Source organism: Arthrobacter sp. Leaf69 (genome assembly GCF_001422645.1).
Taxonomy (GTDB): Bacteria; Actinomycetota; Actinomycetes; order Actinomycetales; family Micrococcaceae; genus Arthrobacter.
In genome coordinates this window covers 48,444-67,737 of the sequence record NZ_LMLR01000010.1, presented here as the reverse complement: position 1 = coordinate 67,737, position 19,294 = coordinate 48,444, and the positions used below count along the sequence as shown (strand labels likewise).

General features: G+C 68.7%; 13 protein-coding genes and 2 tRNA genes. 5 read left to right on the top strand and 10 right to left on the bottom strand.

Annotated elements, in window-relative coordinates; genetic code table 11:
* Positions 1 to 65 precede the first annotated feature (65 nt).
* The gene (locus tag ASE96_RS05650; RefSeq protein ID WP_082492600.1) at positions 66 to 845 is read left to right on the top strand and encodes a FadR/GntR family transcriptional regulator; all 780 of its coding nucleotides are present in this window, start codon (positions 66 to 68) and stop codon (positions 843 to 845) included.
* A 148-nt stretch (positions 846 to 993) separates the two neighbouring features.
* Here ASE96_RS05650 and ASE96_RS05645 read toward each other — a convergent pair.
* Positions 994 to 1,067, bottom strand: a tRNA-Arg gene (locus ASE96_RS05645).
* 275 nt (positions 1,068 to 1,342) lie between these two features.
* Between ASE96_RS05645 and ASE96_RS05640 the strand changes: the two genes are divergently transcribed.
* Positions 1,343 to 3,175 (top strand): phosphoenolpyruvate carboxykinase (GTP), encoded by a 1,833-nt coding sequence (locus ASE96_RS05640; RefSeq protein WP_056427302.1) that lies wholly within the window; start codon positions 1,343 to 1,345, stop codon positions 3,173 to 3,175.
* 258 nt (positions 3,176 to 3,433) lie between these two features.
* The gene (locus ASE96_RS05635) at positions 3,434 to 4,819 is read left to right on the top strand and encodes an FAD-binding oxidoreductase (protein ID WP_056427299.1); all 1,386 of its coding nucleotides are present in this window, start codon (positions 3,434 to 3,436) and stop codon (positions 4,817 to 4,819) included.
* Between the two features lie 117 nt (positions 4,820 to 4,936).
* Here ASE96_RS05635 and ASE96_RS05630 read toward each other — a convergent pair whose 3' ends face one another.
* From ASE96_RS05630 to ASE96_RS05615, 4 genes are all read right to left on the bottom strand, one after another.
* Entirely contained in the window at positions 4,937 to 6,097 is a 1,161-nt protein-coding gene (locus ASE96_RS05630) for a globin domain-containing protein (RefSeq protein ID WP_056427296.1), read from the bottom strand.
* Between the two features lie 190 nt (positions 6,098 to 6,287).
* Entirely contained in the window at positions 6,288 to 6,737 is a 450-nt protein-coding gene (locus ASE96_RS05625; protein ID WP_056427294.1) for an RrF2 family transcriptional regulator, read from the bottom strand.
* Between the two features lie 20 nt (positions 6,738 to 6,757).
* Positions 6,758 to 7,279 carry a hypothetical protein gene (locus ASE96_RS05620; protein WP_056429179.1) on the bottom strand — a complete coding sequence of 174 codons (522 nt, stop codon included), beginning with the start codon at positions 7,277 to 7,279 and terminating at the stop codon, positions 6,758 to 6,760.
* A 13-nt stretch (positions 7,280 to 7,292) separates the two neighbouring features.
* On the bottom strand, positions 7,293 to 8,711 hold the full coding sequence (locus ASE96_RS05615; RefSeq protein WP_056427291.1) for a phosphomannomutase/phosphoglucomutase: 1,419 nt from the start codon (positions 8,709 to 8,711) through the stop codon (positions 7,293 to 7,295).
* Positions 8,712 to 8,861: 150 nt separating this feature from the next.
* Between ASE96_RS05615 and ASE96_RS05610 the strand changes: the two genes are divergently transcribed.
* Positions 8,862 to 11,051 (top strand): RecQ family ATP-dependent DNA helicase, encoded by a 2,190-nt coding sequence (locus ASE96_RS05610; RefSeq protein ID WP_056427288.1) that lies wholly within the window; start codon positions 8,862 to 8,864, stop codon positions 11,049 to 11,051.
* Here the strand turns inward: ASE96_RS05610 and ASE96_RS05605 are convergent.
* The 4 genes from ASE96_RS05605 to ASE96_RS05590 all read right to left on the bottom strand — a co-directional run bounded on the left by ASE96_RS05605 (position 10,996) and on the right by ASE96_RS05590 (position 16,846).
* A complete protein-coding gene (locus tag ASE96_RS05605; protein WP_056427286.1) occupies positions 10,996 to 12,480 on the bottom strand; it encodes an MFS transporter in 1,485 nt (494 codons plus the stop codon). The two genes, ASE96_RS05610 and ASE96_RS05605, sit on opposite strands and share 56 nt — an antisense overlap.
* Before the next feature lie 24 nt (positions 12,481 to 12,504).
* A complete protein-coding gene (locus tag ASE96_RS05600; RefSeq protein WP_056427284.1) occupies positions 12,505 to 14,157 on the bottom strand; it encodes a phytoene desaturase family protein in 1,653 nt (550 codons plus the stop codon).
* Positions 14,158 to 14,288: 131 nt separating this feature from the next.
* Positions 14,289 to 14,376, bottom strand: a tRNA-Ser gene (locus ASE96_RS05595).
* Positions 14,377 to 14,533: 157 nt separating this feature from the next.
* Positions 14,534 to 16,846, bottom strand: a complete 2,313-nt coding sequence (locus tag ASE96_RS05590) for a prolyl oligopeptidase family serine peptidase (protein WP_056427283.1) — start codon at positions 16,844 to 16,846, stop codon at positions 14,534 to 14,536.
* A gap of 119 nt (positions 16,847 to 16,965) precedes the next feature.
* On the opposite strand from ASE96_RS05590, the gene ASE96_RS05585 reads away from it, so the two are divergent.
* The gene (locus ASE96_RS05585; protein ID WP_056427279.1) at positions 16,966 to 18,969 is read left to right on the top strand and encodes an FAD/NAD(P)-binding protein; all 2,004 of its coding nucleotides are present in this window, start codon (positions 16,966 to 16,968) and stop codon (positions 18,967 to 18,969) included.
* 106 nt (positions 18,970 to 19,075) lie between these two features.
* Here ASE96_RS05585 and ASE96_RS05580 read toward each other — a convergent pair whose 3' ends face one another.
* Positions 19,076 to 19,291, bottom strand: coding sequence for a hypothetical protein (locus tag ASE96_RS05580; RefSeq protein ID WP_235500146.1), 216 nt, complete (start codon positions 19,289 to 19,291; stop codon positions 19,076 to 19,078).
* Positions 19,292 to 19,294: the final 3 nt, after the last annotated feature.

The window sequence follows — 19,294 nt, the reverse complement described above, 5'->3', positions numbered from 1 at the left end:
CGACCCTTTGCAGGACGTGGGACCACCGCTACTGTTGGGATCATCTTTTGGGGGAGGGGAAGGCGATGGCGCCAGGGATTTTGCCCGCAGGCGGACCTGCCGCCGGCAGCGCGGGCGCGGCTGTCGGCAGATCCCTGCCACCGGCGAGGTTCAGCGCGCAGGCCCGGCTGAAGGCCCTGCAGGCCGACATCATGGAACTCATCCTGGAGCGCGGGCTGGAAGCCGGGGACGCGCTGCCGACTGAGCACGAACTATCCGCTGAGCTGGGCGTCGGCCGGAACACCCTGAGGGAATCCTTGAAGGTCCTCCAGGCCCTGGGCGTGATTGAGATCCGTCATGGCTTCGGCATGTTCGTGGCACCCAGCAATTTTGATGCCCTGGCGGACGGGCTTACCTTCCGTGGCCGGCTATCGCTGCGGCATCACGGACAGGAAGCCTTGCAGCTCGTGGAGGTGCGGCAGGCGCTGGAGTCCGGGCTGATTGCAGGCGCCATGGACCTGATGACCCCGGAGGGCTTGCTGGCCGTCGAGGAATCCGTGCTCCGGATGGAAGCATTGGCTGGTTCGGGGGAGAGCTTCCTCGAGGCTGACGCCGAGTTTCACCGCAGGCTGTTCGAGCCGCTCAACAACGATCTGCTCGTCAGCCTGCTGGGCGTCTTCCGGGGCGTCTACCGGCGGCTTCAGATGGAGCTGGCCGGAGACGAAGGGCCCGGTCTCCCGGCGGCAGCCCTCCACCGGGGAATCTATGAGGCCGTCGCGGCCGGAGACAAGGTCCTCGCGGCCCAGCGGCTCAGTAGCCACTTTGACGGCATCCGCGGCCGGATCGCGGCTGCCGCGGGGGAGTAGGCGCCGAGCCGCTGCCCGGGTTTCGCTACGGTTTGCGACCGACGCGGCCTGGATCCGGCACGCGCTTGTCCGAAGCCGCCGCGGTTTTCCGGATCGAGCCGGAAAACAAAAGATCCGCACCGGCGGACCGGTGCGGATCTTTTCTCTGTGCGCCCAAAGGGATTCGAACCCCTGACCTTCTGTTCCGTAGACAGACGCTCTATCCAGCTGAGCTATGGGCGCATTCTCAGTTCTTGGAACTTCTCGCTCCCCGAACCTCGAATTACTTTACGCGAGGTGGGGCCGCAGATACAAATCGAAACGGGTGTAATCTGGACTACTAGACCGGTCTACGTGACCTTAGTCACAAATTGTCGCCTTTTCGTGGCGGGTGTTCCTTGGATTTCCGCGGTTTTCGATTTCCCGGCGCCCGGACGTCTGACATCTCGCCCCGATTTCGGGGGGTGATCTAGCCCTACATTTAGGAAACACCACTGAACCCGAGGAAGGGAACCGTAATGGGAGATCTGGCGCGACTGCCGTTGCTTGAAAAGGCACCCACCACACATGCCGGCCTGCTGGCATGGGTTGAAGAGGTAGCCGAACTGACCCAGCCGGACCGGATCCACTGGGTAGACGGCTCCGAGGACGAGAACACCCGGCTCACGGACGAGCTCGTCGCCGCGGGCACGCTGACCCGCCTGAACGAGAAGCTGTTCCCCAAATCTTTCGCGGCATTCTCCGACCCCGCCGATGTGGCCCGCGTCGAGGAGCAGACCTACATCTGCTCCGAAAACGAACGCGATGCAGGCTTCACCAACAACTGGATGGCCCCGGCGGAGATGAAGGAGAAGCTGCGCGGACTGTTCAGCGGCTCCATGCGCGGCCGCACCATGTACGTCATCCCGTTCGTCATGGGCCACCTCGACGCCGAGGATCCCAAGTTCGGCGTGGAGATCACGGACAGCGCCTACGTGGTCGCCTCCATGCGCATCATGGCAACGATCGGCACCGAAGTCCTGGACAAGATCACCGCCACGAACGCTTTCTTCGTCCCCGCCCTGCACTCCCTCGGCGCACCGCTGGCCCCCGGCCAGGCCGACGTCGCCTGGCCCTGCAACCCGGACAAGTGGATCGTGCACTTCCCCGAAGAGCGCTCCATCTGGTCCTTCGGTTCCGGCTACGGCGGCAACGCCCTCCTGGGCAAGAAGTGCTATGCCCTGCGCATCGCCTCCGTCATGGCCCGCGACGAAGGCTGGCTTGCCGAGCACATGCTCATCCTCAAGCTGACCTCGCCGGAGAAGAAGAACTACTACGTCTCCGCGGCCTTCCCCTCCGCCTGCGGCAAGACCAACCTCGCCCTGCTGGATCCGACCATCGAGGGCTGGAAGGTCGAAACCCTCGGTGACGACATCACCTGGATGCGGATCGGCAAGGAAGGCGAGCTGCGTGCCACCAACCCGGAGGCCGGCCTGTTCGGTGTCGCCCCGGGCACCGGCTGGGGCACCAACCCCAACGCCATGCGCGCCATTGCCAAGGGCCACAGCATCTTCACCAACGTGGCCCTCACGGACGACGGCGGTGTGTGGTGGGAGGGCATGACCGAAGAGACTCCCGCGCACCTGACCGACTGGCAGGGCAACTCCTGGACGCCCGACTCGGACCAGCCTGCTGCCCACCCGAACTCCCGGTTCTGCACACCGATCTCCCAGATCGACATGCTGGCCGAGGAGTACTTCAGCCCGGACGGCGTTGAGCTCTCCGCGATCCTGTTCGGCGGCCGCCGGAAGACCACCATCCCGCTGGTGACCCAGTCCCGCACGTGGTCCAACGGCGTGTTCATGGGCTCCACGCTGTCCTCGGAGACCACAGCGGCTGCAGCCGGCCAGGTGGGCGTGCTGCGGCGCGACCCGATGGCAATGCTGCCGTTCATCGGCTACGACGCGGGCGACTACCTGAACCACTGGGTCAACCTCTCCGCCAAGGCCAACCAGGAACGCCTGCCCAAGATCTTCCTGGTCAACTGGTTCCGCCGCACCGCCGACGGCGGCTTCGCGTGGCCCGGATTCGGTGACAACGCACGCGTCCTCAAGTGGGCCATCGAGCGCATCGAGGGCAAGGCGGACGCCGTCGAGACCCCCATCGGCTACGTGCCGGCGCCCGGTTCGCTGGACCTCACCGGCCTGGACCTGACGCACTCCCACGTGGAGGATGCCGTCCGCGTGGACGCCGAGGAATGGGCGGCCGAGCTGGCCTCGATCGAGGAGTGGTACGCCCAGTTCGGCGACTCGCTCCCGGCGGCCCTGCGCTCCGAGCTCGACGGCCTGAAGGAACGCCTGGCAGCCCAGTAGCAGCCAGCTGACAGCACGACGGCGGCCCCGCACCTTGCGAAAGGTGCGGGGCCGCCGTCGTGCAACCGACGAGACTTTTCCTGGCGAGCCGGCCGCAGGGGACTTAGGTCCCTAGACGACCCCAAAGTCGGCGCCCTAGGCTCAAGCGCATTCATCAGCCGGGCCGTCCGCGGACTGGAGCGGGTGCTGGGGACCAGCCACACGTGCGCCGCCGCGCCCCCGACCTGCTCGCAAACCGCGAGACCTCAGGAGCGCATCATGCTTGTCACCGACGACATCCAGGCCCTGTCCACTGCCGTCAGTGGCACTGTCGCGTTGCCGGACAGCCCCGAATTCGCTGCCGAGACGTTCGCGTTCAACGCCGCAACAGTCCACCGGCCCGACGTCGTCCTCGGGGCCCAGAACGCACAGGATGTCGCTGCCGGGGTGAAATGGGCGGCAGAACGCAGGCTCCCGGTGGCGGTCCAGTCCACCGGGCACGGCGCCGACTCGGTGGTGACCGGCGGCCTGCTCATCAACACGCGGCGCCTGCAGGCGCTGCAGATCGATCCGGTTGAACGCACCGCACGCGTCGGGGCCGGCGTGAAGTGGCGCAGCGTCCTGGAAGCCAGCGTGCCGCTCGGGCTGGTCGGACTGCACGGTTCAAGTACCGACGTCGGCGTCGTCGGCTACACGGTTGGCGGCGGGCTTCCGGTGCTGGGGCGCGCCCACGGCTTTGCGGCGGACCATGTCCGCAGCATGGAGGTCGTGACCGCCGATGGCGCGCTGCGCCGGATCGACGCCGAGGCCGAGGCCGAGCTGTTCGCGTTGATGCTCGGTGGCAAGGGCAACTTCGGGATCGTCACCGAACTCGAGTTCAGCCTCTTTCCGCTGGGTGAGTTCTACGGCGGCGGCATCATCTATCCGGGCGCCGATGCGGCACTCATCCTGGCTGCCTTCCGGGAGTGGCTGCCCACGCTGCCGGATCACGCCTCACCCTCGATCTCGCTGCTGCGGCTTCCGGAGATGGAGTTCGTCCCCGCGCCGCTGCGGGGCCAGTTTGTGGTGCACCTCCGCTTCGCCCTGATGGGGAACCGGGATGCCGGCGACGCGCTGCTGGCCCCGATGCGCGCCGTCTCGACCCCCTTGATGGATACGGCCGGGCCCATGAACTATCTCGACGTTGACCAGATCCACATGGATCCGGCGGATCCGCTGCCTTTCATGGCCGGTGGGGCGCTCCTACAGGATCTCGGCGAGGAGACTCTCGCGGACCTGCTGCAGCTCACCGGCGAAGGCTCCGACTGTCCTCTGCTGCTCGTAGAAATCCGGCCGCTGGGTGGAGCATTGGCCCGCGCCGGGGTGCTGCCGAACGCCGTGTCCGGGCGGGACTCGGCGTTCATGCTCTTCCTGCTCGGGTTCAAGATGCCACCGGTTGCCGAGGAAGTCGCCGCATCCATCCGCGGCGTCCTGGCTGAGATGGCTCCCCACTCGACGGGTTACACGCTGGTCAACTTCCATGGCGAGCCTGGCGATGAGGCTGACCGGGCGAGGGCGTGGTCGCCCGCCGTCTACGAGCGGATGAGGGCCGCGAAGACCAGCTACGACCCGGACAACCTACTGCGCTTCGGCCACGCGATCACCGGGGCGCCTCCCGCGAGTTGAGCCGTGCCGGGCCGCTTTGCCGGATTAACCACGACGGCGGCCCCGCGCCTTGCGAAAGGTGCGGGGCCGCCGTCGTGCCTTGTGCTTCCTGATCTGCCCACCGGCCGCGCCGGGACCTTAGCTGGCGAGCCAGATGTCCGGGCCGAAGACCTCGTAGTGGATCTTGGTGGCCGGGATGCCGGCGTTGATGGCCTCGTTGCGGATGCTCTTCATAAAGGGCAGCGGGCCGCAGAGGTACAGCGAGGCGTTGGCCGGCAGGTCCACTTCGCGCAGGGTCATAAAGCCCTCCTTGGTTCCCTCGACCGGCCGCTCGAGCCAGAGCTGGAGGTCGGCGCCGTCGAGGCGCTCGACGTCGTCGGTCATCTGGGAGCGCAGCGCCCAGGACTCCAGATCGCTCTCAGCGTGCAGGACCAGGACCTGGCGGTCCGAGCCGGAGTCCGCGAGGGAGCGCAGGATGGACGCGGTCGGCGTGCAGCCGATGCCGGCGGAGGCCAGGACAACGGGGCCTTCGCCGTCCTTGAGGGTGATCTCGCCGTAGGGGTTGGAGATCTCAAGGATGTCGCCCACCTGGACGTTGTTGTGCAGGACGGGGGAGACTTCGCCGCCGTCGTCCTTCTTGGTGGTGAAGGTGCGGCTGGTGCCGGCCTCGCCGGACAGCGAGTACTGGCGGACCTGGCGCAGTCCGTCCGGAAGGGTGACCTTCACACTGACGTACTGGCCCGGGAGAGCGGGGGTGATGGGGGTGTCGTCGGCCGGTTCCAGGGTGAAGGTCACGGAACCGGTGCCGGCGGCCGTCTTGGCGGCGACCCGCCACGGGCTCCACATCGTGCTGTTGGCCTGGGCGGCGTAGAGGCCCTTTTCGAGCTTGATCAGTGCGTCGGCCATCAGCCAGTAGACCTCGGTCCAGGCCTCGGCGATTTCCGGGGTGATGACCTCGGCCAGATCCTCCGCGATGGCGGCGAACAGGTGCTCATAGACCACCTGGTACTGCGGTTCGGTGATGCCAAGGGAGGCGTGGCGGTGGGCGATGCGGGCGAGCACCGTCTCCGGCAGTGTGCCGGGGTTGTTCACCAGGTGGGTGGCGAAAGCGGCGATGCTTCCGGCCAGTGCCTGCTGCTGGTTGCCGTTGCGCTGGTTGGAGCGGCTGAAGAGCCCGTCCAGAAGTTCCGGGTGCGCGGCGAAGAGGCGGGCGTAGAACTTGGGGGTGATCTCACCGATCCGGGATCCGACCAGCGGGAGGGTGGCCTCGATGACGGGGAAGGACTTGTCCGAGAGCATAGTGACTCCTGAGATAGTGGCCCGGGGTCTGCACCCGGGCCGACGAAAATACATGCATTTCAAATACAAGTATTTATACCTCAGTTCTACATGGCGTAGAAAACATCTTCAAATCGAGGTGTTTCCCGGGCGTGGCGGGTGGTGATTTTGCGGGTCGCCCGGCCGGGCCTGGGCCCGGCAGGGTTCCGGATCAGAGTCCGGGGCGCAGGCCGATCGCCTCGAAAACCGGCGCCATTTGCCGGGCGGTCGGCAGGGACGCGACGACGATATTGTCCAGTTCGCTGTAGAAGGCCTCGCGGGCGCGGGCAAGGGCTCCGCGGAGGCGGCATTCGGTGATGAGCGGACAGGTCCCGCCGGCGCCGACGCAGTCGGCGGGGTCCGTGCGGGTGTCCAGCTGGCGCAGGAGCTGCCCGACGGTGGCGACCCGCCCGGCGCTGCTGAGCCGGGAGCCGCCGTGCCGGCCGCGCTCGACGTCGATCATGCCCAGCTCACGCAGCTTCGCCATCGCCTTACTGACGTGGTTGTACGGCGTCGCCACGGCGTCGGCGATGCTCTGGGTGGTGAGGAGGCTGCCGTCGGGCGCGGCTGCGAGCACCATCATGGCGCGCAGGCTCACGTCCGCGAAGGCATTGATCTTCATGGCACCAGTTTACGGCCGGTCTAGTCCACCCAAACGCCGGGCTCGTTGGTATCCGCGGAGAGCTCCCCGAATTCCAGCTCGCGGGTCGCGGGGTTCGCTGCGTACGGCAGGACAGCGGCAAACAGGGAGCCGTCCCGGTGTTCGGCGGCCACGTGGATGGCGTCGGAGGCTTCCTCCAAGAGGGTGATGTCACACACGATGGCGGCGGCGCGGAACTCGTCCCGGTGCTGGCGCAGCAGTTCCGTGAGGTCGCTGATCATAGAATCCGCGTCAAAGTCCGCATCAGCGCCCTCGGCCGCGTCGGCGGGGGTGACGGCCACCAGCCGGACCTCGCCGTCATTCTCGACGACGAGGGCGAACGGCAGGAACCCGCCGTTGCGCTCCAGCTGCTCCTGGGCGGCACCGACACCGGTGCCGAGCAGATTCTCTAGGTCAGTAGCGCTGGCCTCCGGGACGCTGCTGCGCCAAGACCCAGCAGTCTCAGTAGACTCTGCAGTCTCAGCAGCCTTAGCAGGGTTCTCGGTTGCGGCCTCCGCCGGCAGTTCCGACACGGGCCTAGCCCCGGACCAGTGCCAGGACGCGGTCGCGGACGCGCTCCATCGTGGGCAGGTCCGTGGCCTCGACGTTCAGGCGGAGGAACGGCTCGGTGTTGGAGGGGCGCAGGTTGAACCAGTAGCTGCCGTCGGTGGCGATGAAAGTGCTGCCGTCGAGGTAGTCCACCTCGACGTCCTCCGTGTGGAAGTCGTGCCGGACGCGCTCCACGGCGGCCGCCTTGTCCTCGATTTCGGAGTTGATTTCACCCGAGGACAGGTACGGCTCGTATTCGCGGCCCAGCTCGGACATCGGACCGTCCTGCTCGCCCAGGGCGGCCAGGACGTGCATCGCGGCGAGCATACCCGTGTCAGCATTCCAGAAATCGCGGAAGTAGAAGTGCGCGGAGTGCTCGCCGCCGAAGATAGCGCCCTCGGCGGCCATCACCGCCTTGATGAACGAGTGGCCCACACGGGTGCGCACGGCCCGGCCGCCGTGGCTTTCCACCAGTTCGGGGACAGCGCGGGAGGTCAGCAGGTTGTGGATGACGGTGGGGGTCGCCTCGCCAAGGCCCTGGGCACGGGCAATCTCGCGGCGGGCCACCATGCCTGTGATCGCGGACGGGGAGACGGGTTCGCCCTTCTCGTCGATGACGAAGCAGCGGTCGGCATCGCCGTCAAACGCCAGCCCGATATCTGCACCGTGCTCGACGACGGCGGCCTGCAGGTCGCGCAGGTTTTCCGGCTCCAGCGGGTTGGCGGGGTGGTTCGGGAAGGACCCGTCGAGCTCGAAGTACAGCGGAATGATCTCAAGGGGAAGCTTGGGCAGCAGGGCATCACCCAGGACTGCCGGAGTGGTGAGGCCGGCCATGCCGTTGCCGGCGTCCACTACTACCTTGAGCGGGCGGGTGCCGCGGAGATCCACGAGGCTGCGGAGGTATTCGGAGTAGCCCTTCAGGACGTCGTGGACGCCGATGAGGCCGCGGGTGGGGGCAGCGGGGATGGACCCGGCATTGAGGTATTCCTCGGCGCGGGCCTGGATTTCCTTGAGCCCGGATTCGGAGGAGATCGGCTCGGCGCCGGCCTTGGCCATCTTGATGCCGTTGTACTCGGCGGGGTTGTGGCTCGCGGTGAAGGTGGCTCCGGCTGCATTCAGCGACCCGCAGGCGTAGTAGAGCTCGTCGGTGGAGATGAGGTCGAGCAGCTGGACGTTGGCTCCACGCCCGGCGGCACCGTTGGCGAAGGCCTTGCTGAACTCGGGGGAGGACGGGCGCATGTCGCCGCCGACCAGCACCGTTTTGCCCTCCAGCTGCAGGACGTCGACGAATGCCGCGCCCACCGCTTCGACGATTTCCGCGGTGATGGATTCGCCCACAATGCCGCGCACGTCGTAGGCCTTGAAGGAGGCGGAGAGGTCAAAAGTCCTGGTCTGGTCGATAGTCACCCGTCTATCTTACGGGGAAGCCGAATCTGGCTGTCGAGGAGCGCTGACGGTGCGCTCCTGCCGCCGGACCGCCGCCGGATCCGCTGTGATGGTCCACATAGCGGTGCCCTTCGCTTCGTGGCTGTCGGAGGGGGCTGGGATACTGAAGCAATGGCCAATAACCAGAACGCTGCAGTCCTGTCCGCTTCCCCCGCCGCATCCGACGGCGTGCCGGGGACCCGGGAGCAGGCCCAGGAAGTCCTGCGCGAGCTGGTGGGGCATCCGGCCGCGGAGTTCCACGACGGCCAGTTTGAGGCGATTGAGGCGCTGGTCGACGGCGGCCGGCGGGCCCTCGTGGTGCAGCGCACCGGCTGGGGAAAGTCGGCCGTGTACTTTGTCTCGTCCCTGCTCCTGCGGCGGCGCGGTGCCGGGCCCACCCTGATCGTGTCCCCGCTGCTGGCCCTCATGCGTGACCAGGTGGCCGCCGCGGCGCGGGCCGGGGTCCGGGCGGTGGCCATCAACTCCGCCAACCAGCTGGACTGGGACACCGTCCGCGAACAGCTCGCAGCAGACGAGGTCGATGTCCTGCTGGTCTCGCCGGAGCGGCTCACCAACCCCTCCTTCCGCGAGAACCAGCTGCCCGAGCTGATCCGCCGCACCGGGCTGCTGGTCATCGATGAGGCCCACTGTATCTCCGACTGGGGCCACGATTTCCGCCCCGACTACCGGCGCATCGCGGACCTCATCACCCAGATGCCGGACTCCGTCCCGGTCCTGGCCACCACAGCCACCGCCAACTCCCGGGTGGTCCACGACATCGAGGAGCAGCTCGGCGCCGGAGTGCTGACCATCCGCGGCGCCCTGGGCCGTGAGTCCCTCCGGCTGGGCGTGCTGAGCCTGCCGGACTCCCGCGACCGGCTCGGCTGGCTGCTCACGCACCTGAAAGATCTGCCCGGCAGCGGAATCATTTACACCCTTACGGTCTCCGCGGCCGAGGACACCGCACGGCTCCTGGCCGAGGCTGGCCACGAGGTGCTTGCCTACACCGGACGCACCGACCCCGCGGACCGGGAACGGGCGGAACAGCTTCTCAAGGACAACCAGGTCAAGGCCCTCGTCGCCACATCCGCCCTCGGCATGGGCTTCGACAAGCCGGACCTCGGGTTCGTGGTGCACCTCGGGGCGCCGTCATCCCCGGTGGCCTACTACCAACAGGTCGGCCGTGCCGGCCGTGGCGCCGCCAACGCCGACGTGCTCCTGCTGCCCGGGTCCGAGGACCGCGACATCTGGCAGTACTTTGCCACCGCGTCCATGCCCTCGGAGGAAAAGGCCGGTGCCGTGCTGACCGCCCTCGCCGACGCGGGAACGGCCGTGTCCACGGTCGCTTTGGAGGCGCGCGTGGACTTGCGGCGGACGCCGCTGGAGCTGCTCCTGAAGGTGCTGGCGGTCGACGGCGCCGTCGAGCGTGTGGGCGGAGGCTGGCGTTCCACCGGCCAGCCGTGGACCTACGACGCCGAGCGGTACAGCCGGATCGCGGAGGCCCGGGTGGATGAACAGGACTCCATGGTGATCTACCAGGACACGGCGGGCTGCCGGATGGAATACATCACCTCCGTCCTCGACGACGAGACCGCCCGTGCCTGCGGCCGCTGCGACAACTGCGCCGGCCAGTGGTTCCCGGCAGACATTGCCGCCTCGGCCACCGAAGCCGCCGGCCAGACACTCAGCCGCGCAGGGGTGCCGCTGGAACCGCGGCTGCAGTGGCCCAGCGGCATGGACCGGCTGGGTGTACCAGTGAAGGGCAAGATCAAGCCTGAAGAAAGCGTTGCCGGCGGCCGCGCGCTGGCGCGGCTCACCGACCTGGGCTGGGGCGGCGCCCTGCGCGAAGCCTTCGCCGCCGGAGCCCCTGACCGCACCGTGGACCCCGGCATGCTGCAGGCGTGCGTCCAGGTGCTGCGCGAATGGGGTACCGGCGATTCCCGAACTCCCGGCTGGAGCGGGGCAGGCCGGCCCGCCGCGATCATCAGCGTCCCGTCCCGTGGCAAGCCCGCCCTGGTGGACTCGCTGGCCCGCGGCATCTCGGAAATCGGCCGGATCCCCTATCTGGGGCAGTTGCAGCTCGAACACGGCGGACCGACCGGCGGGCGCGGCGGCAACAGCGCCTACCGGCTTGCCGGCGTCTGGGACCGGCTGGTGGTGGGGCCGGAGCTGGAGGCAGCCCTGGCCGGGATCCAGGGCCAGAGTGTGATGCTGATTGACGATCTGGTCGACAGCCGCTGGACCGTGACCGTCGCCGGCCGCGCCCTCAGGCTCGCGGGCGCCGGCGCGGTGCTCCCTCTGGTGCTGGGCCAGGCCGGCTGACCTCGGCTCCGGAGTGCCGGGGCAGCGTCAGGCTGTCCAGGGTGCTCAGGAGCATGATCACCGCAATGGCCAGGAACGCCGCCCGGTAGGGTGCCACCGGATCCCCGGCGGCGGCAGAGGCATTGGCACCGACACCGTCCAGCAGGGCTCTGGCCTCGAAAACCCGGATCAGCAGCGCCCCGATCGCGATCCCGGCCGCCGTCGCGAGCTGCACAAGGGTCGCGGAAACGGCGTTGGCGGACGGCAGCTGGGCGGGCACGACGTCGGCGTACTGCACCGAGGCGTAGGCCGAGAACCCGATGGACCGGAAGGCGCCGCTGGCCACGAGCAGTGCGAAGATCAGCGGTTCCGGAGTGCCGGCGTCGAGCATGGCGCACAGCGCAAAGGTGACCGCCGATGCCAGCGAGGCGAACACGAGGACCGGTTTGAAACCGAAGCGCCGGATGAGCGGGGTGGTGGCCGGCTTGATCCCGATATTGCCAATGAAGACCGCTGCGACGAGCACCCCGGCGCGCAGCGGATCCCAGCCGAAACCGTTCTGGAACATCAGGGGAAGCAGGAACGGCACCGCACTGATGGTCAGGCGGTAGATGAATCCGCCGGTCGCCGTGGAGCGGAACGTCCGGGTGGAAAAGACGCCCAGGTCGAACAATGGTGGCCGGGCCCGCCGCATCCACCAGGCTGCAGTGCTGAGGAACATCAGGCCCGCGGTGATGCCGATGGCCGCCAACATGCCGGCCTCGCGGCCGCCGGCCAGCTCCAGCCCTACCATCACGGCCCCGACCCCCAGGGTGGTGAGGGCCAGGCCCAGCCAGTCCAGGCGCCGTTTGGCGTCGCCCGCGGTGCCGGGGACCAGCCGCAGCGCCGCGACGAACGCAGCGAGTCCCAGCGGGAGGTTGATCAGGAAGATCCAGTGCCAGGACAGGAAGGTTGTGAGCGCGCCTCCCACCAGCGGGGCGAGGACCGGTGCCAGCAGTCCGGGCCATACCAGATAGGCCGTGGCCCGGAGCAGATCCTTCTTCGCCGTCCCGCGGAGCACCACAAGGGTGCCCACCGGGACCATCATGGCGCCGCCTGCGCCCTGCAGCACCCGGGTCAGGGTCAGCATGGTGAGGTCCTGGCTGAGCGCGCACAGCAGTGAGGCCACCGTGAACACCGCAATGGCCAGGCAGAACACCCGCCGCGCCCCGAGGCGCTCGGCCATCCAGCCGCTGAGCGGGATCCCCATCGCCACCGTCATCAGGTACGCGGTCATGGTGATGCTGACGTCCGCAGAGGGCACCGAGAAGTCCGCTGCGATGCTGGGGATGGCGGTGGTCAGGACGGTGCCGTCCAGGAACTCCATAAAAAACGTCGCGGCGACCAGCAGGGCCAGGCGCGGACTCCACGGGTCCGCGGCGGCGTTGGAAGGCGGCGAGGGTTCACTCATTCAGGGACCTCCGCGGCACCACGCTCAGCTCTGGGAAGGCGTGTCGGACTCCAGCACCGCCATGGCCGCGTTGTGCCCGCCGATGGCGCTGACGGCACCGCCGCGCCGGGCGCCGGAGCCGCAGAGCAGTATCTGCGGGTCATCCGTCGCCACCCCCCAGCGCTGCGCCGGGGTGTTCAGGTGCGCGTTGTCCTCGACGAAGGGCCAGTCGAGGCCGCCGTGGAAGATGTTGCCCCGCGGCATGCCGACCGCCCGTTCGATGTCGAGCGTGGTCTTGGCTTCGATGCAGGGCTGTCCGTCCGGGCCGGTCAGCAGCAGCTCTTCGATGGGTTCGGCCAGGACCGAGTTCAGCGATTTCAGGACGGCCGCCTGCAGCTCCGCCCGGCGCCGTTCGTTGTTCTCCGGTGTGATCAGCCGGTCCGGGACGTGCAGGCCGAACACTGTGAGGGTCTGCGCGCCGGCGGCCTGCAGTTCAGGCGACAAAATGGTGGGGTCCGTGAGGGAATGGCAGTAGATCTCACAGGGCAGCGGGTCGGGGATGGTTCCGGCCGCGGCGGCGAGGTAGGCGGCGTCCAGCTGCGACCACGTTTCATTGATGTGGAACGTCCCGCCGAAGGCCGCTTCCGGGCTTACCGTTTCATCCAGCAGCCGGGGGAGCCGCTTCAGCAGCAGGTTCACCTTGATCTGGGCACCCTCCCGGTGATGGTTCGGGTTCCGGGTGGCGTGGGGTGTTGCCTGCGGGGCGGTACCGCCGGACGCGGCGGAATTCCGCAGCCGGTCCAGCACCACCGGGGCCACGTTGGCGAGGACCCAGGATGCGCTGGCCGTGTGTTCCGCCCCGGCGTGGCGGTAGCTGACCACACCTCCCGGGCGGACGGCGGTGACGTCCGCGGACGTCAGGATGGTCGCCCCCGCCTCGCGGGCGGCGCGTTCCAGTTCCCCGGACACCGCGCCCATGCCGCCAATGGGCACATCCCAGTCGCCGGTGCCGCCGCCCACCAGGTGGTACAGGAAGCAGATGTTCTGCTGCAGGTCCTCGTCGTCGGCCCGGGCGAACGTGCCGATCAGGGCGTCGGTCAGCACCACGCCGCGGACCAGGTCGTGCTGGAGCGACTTGGCGATGACGTCCCCGATGGGCCGTCCGGTCAGGGCGTCCCATGCCGCCCCCGCGCCGGCCCGGGCTGCGAGGTCTTTCGCTTCGGAGCGCGTCGGCAGCGGCGAGGTCATGGTGGGCCACAGGGCCTCGGTGAGCTGTCGGAAGCCGGCGTAGAACTCGGTGAAAGCCTGGAATTCGCCGTCGGGTGCCCCGACGGCGGCGAAGGAGGCGGCGGTGGCCGTGTCGTCCCCGTTGTCGATCAGCAGGGCACGGCCGCCGTCGTGCGGGTCGGGGGTGTAGGACGAATACCGGCGCCGCGCCAGCCGGATGCGCAGGCCCAGGTCGTCAATGACCTGCTGCGGGAGGAGGCTCACGAGGTAGGAGTACCGCGAGAGGCGGGCGTCGACGCCGTCGAACGCCTGGGCGGAGACCGCGGCTCCGCCGGGGTGCTCAAGTTTTTCCAGCAGCAGGACCGTCCGTCCGGCTTTGGCCAGGTACGCTGCCGCGGCCAGGCCGTTGTGGCCGCCGCCGACGATGATGGCGTCAAACGCGCTGTTGCTCGACAAGGGGTTGCTCGACATGGGCCCATCCTGCCATCCGGACCCCCGGTACGGCGTCAGGTGTCCGGCCTCCGGACGTGCCGCTAACCCCAGAGCCCCGCAAAAGTCCCCGGAAACGCAAAAGACCCCGGTCCAGGGACCGGGGTCAAACGCGGAGACGGGGGGATTTGAACCCCCGGTGGAGTTGTGCCCCACACTTCATTAGCAGTGAAGCCCATTCGGCCGCTCTGGCACGTCTCCAATTGCTATTAACTAGCCAACCAAGGATACGCAGAAGGTGCCATGCAGTGCAAAACGGCCAATGCGGAGTCAGATCGCGTCCTTCCCGGGCCGGAGCATGGGCGTGACCTGACCCCGCGTTGTCCCCGGGGGAGGAGCCAGCAGCGGCCGCCCGGCGTCAGGCGCCGCGGCCCGCCAGTGCCCGCCACAGGAAGTGCTGGCTGCGGCTCTGCAGGGCCGCAGCCTGGCGGTTGTCGGAGGCTCCCGCATGGCCGCCCTCCAGCGACTCGTGGAACCAGACATTGGGGATGCCCATCGCCTGCATCCGGGCGGCCATCTTGCGCGCCTGGACCGGCCCCACGCGGTCGTCCGACGTGGCCGTCCAGATAAACGCCTCCGGGTAGCCCACGCCGTCCCGGAGCAGGTGGTAGGGCGAGAACGTTTTAACGAACTCCCACTGTTCCGGCACGTCCGGGTCGCCGTATTCGGCAATCCAGGAGTAGCCGGCGGACAACTTGGTGTAGCGGCGCATGTCCAGCAGCGGGACCCCGCAGGACACGGCGCCGAACAGCTCCGGGTACCGGGTGAGCATGTTCCCCACCAGCAGCCCGCCGTTGGAGCCGCCCACGCAGCCGAGCCGCTCCCGGGAGGTCACGCCGCGGGAGATCAGGTCCGCGGCCACGGCGGCAAAATCCTCGTAGGCCCGGTGCCGCTTCTCCTGCAGGGCCGCGCGGTGCCACGAGGGCCCGTATTCCCCGCCGCCGCGGATGTTGGCCACCACGTAGACGCCGCCGCGGGTGTGCGGGGCATCCCCGTCGTGTCCGGCGGATTCCTCCGTGCGGCGCTCCAGCCAGGCCCGGCCGATCGCTCCGCTGTACGCGGGGGTCCGGGAGATTTCGAAGCCTCCGTAGCCGGACAGCTGCGTGGGGTTCTGGCCGTCCAGGACCAGGTCCCGCGCCGCCACCTGGAAGTACGGCACCCGGGTGCCGTCTTTGGACACGGCAAAATGCTGCTGGACTTCATAGTCCGATTCATTGAAGAACGACGGCGAGGACCGGACCACCTCGTGCGTGCTGTCCACACCGGCGCCGGCCGTGGCGTCCCCCTTCGGCGCTCCGCGTTTCAGGGTGCCGCGTTTCAGGGTGGTCGGCGTCGTAAAACCGGTGGCCACGAGCCAGAAGTCGTTCCCTGCCCCGGGAGCCTCGGTCTCGGACACCGGTGCGGCACCATCGGTACCGTCATCGTCGGAGTCGTCGTCCGAGCCGCCGGCGGTGTCCTCGTCGTCGACGGCGTAGGCATTGACGTCGTGCAGCGGCGGGCAGGCGTCCAGCACGGTCGACGCCCAGGCGGTGTCCGTCCCGGGCTCCTGCGGATCAAGGACCCGGATCTCCGAGGAGACATCGCGGAGCAGGTTCAGCAGCAGGAAGTCCCGCGTCCAGCTCCAGGACTGCAGGGACGTGTGCTCATCGGGGGTGAACAGCACAGACAGGTCCCGGCTGCCGGCCAGGAAGGACTCGAAGTCGGCGGCCAACAGGGATCCTGCCGGGTAGCTCGTGGCGCCGACAGCCCAGTCCTTCTGCGGCCTGAACAGCAGCCATTCGCGGTGCGAACTGAGGTTCACGTCCACCGGGACGTCGAGCTGCACCCACTCCCCGTCGCGCAGCACCGAGGTGGTCTTCTCGAAGAAGCTGATCCAGTCCACGGCGAAGGTCCGCTCGAACCCCGGGGTGGAGTCGTGCGCCACGAGGGCCATCATGTGGTCTTCGGGGATTTCGAACACCCGCTCCGCCGCGGCCAGGGATTCGCCGCGGCGCAGCTTGACGCCGGTCCGGGCGTACGAGGACGTGGTGCTGGGCAGGCCTTCGGCGGTGGAGGCGACCAGCAGGGTGTCGGCGTCGAGCCAGGAGGCGTTGCCCTTCGCCGTCGGCAGGTCAAAGCCGCCGGCCGCCGGGTCGACGAAGCCGCGGGCCTCGACGTCGAACTCGCGGTAGCGGTTGGCGTCGCCGCCGTCGGGGGAGAGGGCCAACAGCGCCAGCCGGTGCGCCTCGCCCTCGGCCGGGCGCAGGAAGCTGGCGCCGTGGAAGACCCATTCCTCGCCTTCCGCCGCGGCCAGCGCGTCCACGTCCAGCAGGACATCCCACTCCGGAGACCCGCCCCGGTAGCTCTCCCAAGTCGTGCGGCGCCACAGGCCCTTCGGGTTGTGCCGGTCCTTCCAGAAGTTGTAGTACCACTCGCCGTGCTTGCCCACCATGGCGATCCGGTCGGTGGAGTCCAGCACCTCGAGGATGCTGGCCTCCAGCGCGGCGTACTCCGCGTCTTCCAGCAGCTCCTCGGTGCGGGCGTTCTGTTCCCGGACCCAGGCCAGCTGTTCCTCGCCGTAGATCTCCTCGAGCCAGATGTTCTCGTCGACGGGTTCGGGGGCGGTCACCTCGGCGGCGGCCCCGGCGTTGGGTTCGGAGGCGGGCGGGGGAGCAGCGTCAGTGGTGGTCATTTTTCCATCCAAGCAACATCCGCGCGCCAGTAGCAAGTCAAGCCGGCGCCCCGCCGAGCCCGTCCCGGATGCGCCGGGCAGGTCAGGGCTGAGGGTCCGTTGCGGATACGCTGGATGCCGTGGGCAAATCGCAGAGCATCCGGACGGCAGTGATTGGCGCCGGTCCCCGGGGCACGAGCGTGCTGGAGCGGCTGCTGGCCAACTGGGTTCCTGAGGGCCCGGACGCCAGCTTGCACATTGACGTCATCGACCCCTATCCCGCGGGCCCGGGGCACGTCTGGCAGCCGGGCCAGTCCCGGCTCTTCCTGATGAACACGCAGTCGTTCTACTCCACCGTCATCCCCGAGGACCCGGACCTCGCACCGCCGCTGGCCGGCCACACCTTCGACCGCTGGCGCGAGCTGCAGCGGGAGCAGCCCCACCCCTCCCTCACAGCCGAGGAGCGCGCCGAACTCGCCGGGCTGGACACGGCCGACTTCCCCAGCCGGGCCCTGTACGGCCGCTACCTCCGCGCCACCTTGGAGGAACTGCTCGCCCGCCTCCCCGCCGGGGTGACGGTGGATTTCCACAGCACGACGGCGACATCGGTCCGCCACGCTGCCGGACTCGGGGACGCCGCCGGTGCTGCCGCCGGGGACGGGAGCGCCGGCAGGGGCCGGTTCGACGTCGAACTGGCAGACGGCGCGGTCCTCACCGTCGATTCCGTGGTGCTGGCCCTGGGCCACCTCGAATCGCGGCTCAACCCCGAGCAGCGCGAGCTGCAGGCGGCGGCGGAGGAATTCGGGCTGCTGTACCTGCCGCCGGCGGCCCCGGCCGACGTCGACTGGTCGCTGGTGCCGGCCGTCAAACCGGTGCTGGTGCGCGGCATGGGGCTGAACTTCTTTGATGCCATGGGCCAGTTGACAGAAGGCCGCGGCGGCCGGTTCCTTCCCGGCGCGGACGGCGGGCTCAGCTACCTTCCCTCCGGCCGCGAACCGCTCATCATCGCGGCCTCGCGGCGCGGCACCCCCTACCGGGCCAAGGCGACCCTCGCCGGCTACTACCCCGACGCCGTGACGCTGAGATACTGCACGGAGAACGCCCTGGCAAAATTCGCGGAGGCGGGAATCCGCCCCGCCTTCGACCACGACCTCTGGCCCCTCCTGCACCGCGACGCACTGTGGGCCTACTACTCCACGCTGGCGCGCTCGCAGCCCGGTGCCATCCTGACGGCACCCAAGGAGTTCCTGACAGCACTGGAAGGGGCCCTGCGCCCGCATGCGCACTCCGCTGCGAAATGGGAGGACCTGGTGGACTCCGTCCTGGAGATCCACCTCCGTCCCGCCCACCGGCTGAACCTGCTGGGACTCGCGGCGCCGCTGGCCGGGCGGTCTTTCGCCTCCCGCGCGGAACTCGACGACGCCGTCGTCGACTACCTGCTCGACGACGCCCGGCGTTCCGCTCTGGGCGAGGACGACCCGGTGAAGATGACCATCGGCGCCCTGCACCACGGCCGGGCGGTGCTGAAGACCGCCGTCGCGGACGGTGGGATCACCGACGAATCGTGGGTTGCCGGACTCCGCGGCTGGTTCGAAGCGTTTGTGGAGGGCCTGGCCAGCGGGCCGCCGGCGCTGCGCGCCGAACAGCTCGCTGCCCTGGTGCGGGCCGGCGTCGTGCGGTTCGTCGGACCGGATCCCAAGTTCGGCGTGGACCGCAAGGCGAAGGCCTTCACGGCGGTGTCGCCCTGGGTGGGGAACAATACGGACAACGCCGCCGGCGAGGTCGTCAACGCCGTCGCCATGGTCGAGGCGCTGGCGCCAGCCAACAAGGTCGCTGTCAACGAGTCACCGCTGCTGGAGCAGTTGCTCGCCGAAGGCCTGGTCCGGCCCCGGCTCATGATGACGGTGGAGGGATCTCCGGTGCCGACGTCCGGGCTGGACGTCGCCCCGCATCCCTACCGGCCGCTCGGCGCAAACGGCTCGGTGACCGAAGGCCTCTACGTCCTCGGGCTGCAGCTGTCCGCCGTGCAGTGGGGAACGGCCATTGCGGCCGAGGCCCGGCAGAAGAGCGGACCCGTGTACCGCAGCGGCCAGCGCACGCTGCGGGACGCCGACGAGATTGCCCGGGCTATTCTCGGGCGCTAGTTGAGCGCTGTCCGCGGCTCACGAGGACTGAGCATGCCCCCCGTCCGGGCTGGGCAGTGGACATATTCGCAGTATGTCCTTCGCTGCGGCCCGGAGGAGGGCATGCTCAGCGGGTCGAGCCGGGGTCGATACTGCGCGTCTCGGAGCGCTCATTGCGCTTGCGGATCCAGTCTGAGGGGTTGACCTTGGGCAGGATCTTGGCCAACGCCAGTGCGGCGTACATGACGGTGTTTATCGCCACGAAGGTGGCAAGAACAGCGAACCAATGGGTATGCAACAGCGCCTCGGGAAACAGCAGTCCCGCGGGGACAGCGATGGCCATACT

What these genes read in the sequence shown, in the direction of transcription:
- ASE96_RS05650 (WP_082492600.1), top strand. Translation starts at nt 66, where the DNA reads ATGGCGCCAGGGATTTTGCCCGCAGGCGGACCTGCCGCCGGCAGCGCG.
- ASE96_RS05640 (WP_056427302.1), top strand. Translation starts at nt 1,343, where the DNA reads ATGGGAGATCTGGCGCGACTGCCGTTGCTTGAAAAGGCACCCACCACA.
- ASE96_RS05635 (WP_056427299.1), top strand. Translation starts at nt 3,434, where the DNA reads ATGCTTGTCACCGACGACATCCAGGCCCTGTCCACTGCCGTCAGTGGC.
- ASE96_RS05630 (WP_056427296.1), bottom strand. Translation starts at nt 6,097, where the DNA reads ATGCTCTCGGACAAGTCCTTCCCCGTCATCGAGGCCACCCTCCCGCTG.
- ASE96_RS05625 (WP_056427294.1), bottom strand. Translation starts at nt 6,737, where the DNA reads ATGAAGATCAATGCCTTCGCGGACGTGAGCCTGCGCGCCATGATGGTG.
- ASE96_RS05610 (WP_056427288.1), top strand. Translation starts at nt 8,862, where the DNA reads ATGGCCAATAACCAGAACGCTGCAGTCCTGTCCGCTTCCCCCGCCGCA.
- ASE96_RS05605 (WP_056427286.1), bottom strand. Translation starts at nt 12,480, where the DNA reads ATGAGTGAACCCTCGCCGCCTTCCAACGCCGCCGCGGACCCGTGGAGT.
- ASE96_RS05600 (WP_056427284.1), bottom strand. Translation starts at nt 14,157, where the DNA reads ATGTCGAGCAACCCCTTGTCGAGCAACAGCGCGTTTGACGCCATCATC.
- ASE96_RS05590 (WP_056427283.1), bottom strand. Translation starts at nt 16,846, where the DNA reads ATGACCACCACTGACGCTGCTCCCCCGCCCGCCTCCGAACCCAACGCC.
- ASE96_RS05580 (WP_235500146.1), bottom strand. Translation starts at nt 19,291, where the DNA reads ATGGCCATCGCTGTCCCCGCGGGACTGCTGTTTCCCGAGGCGCTGTTG.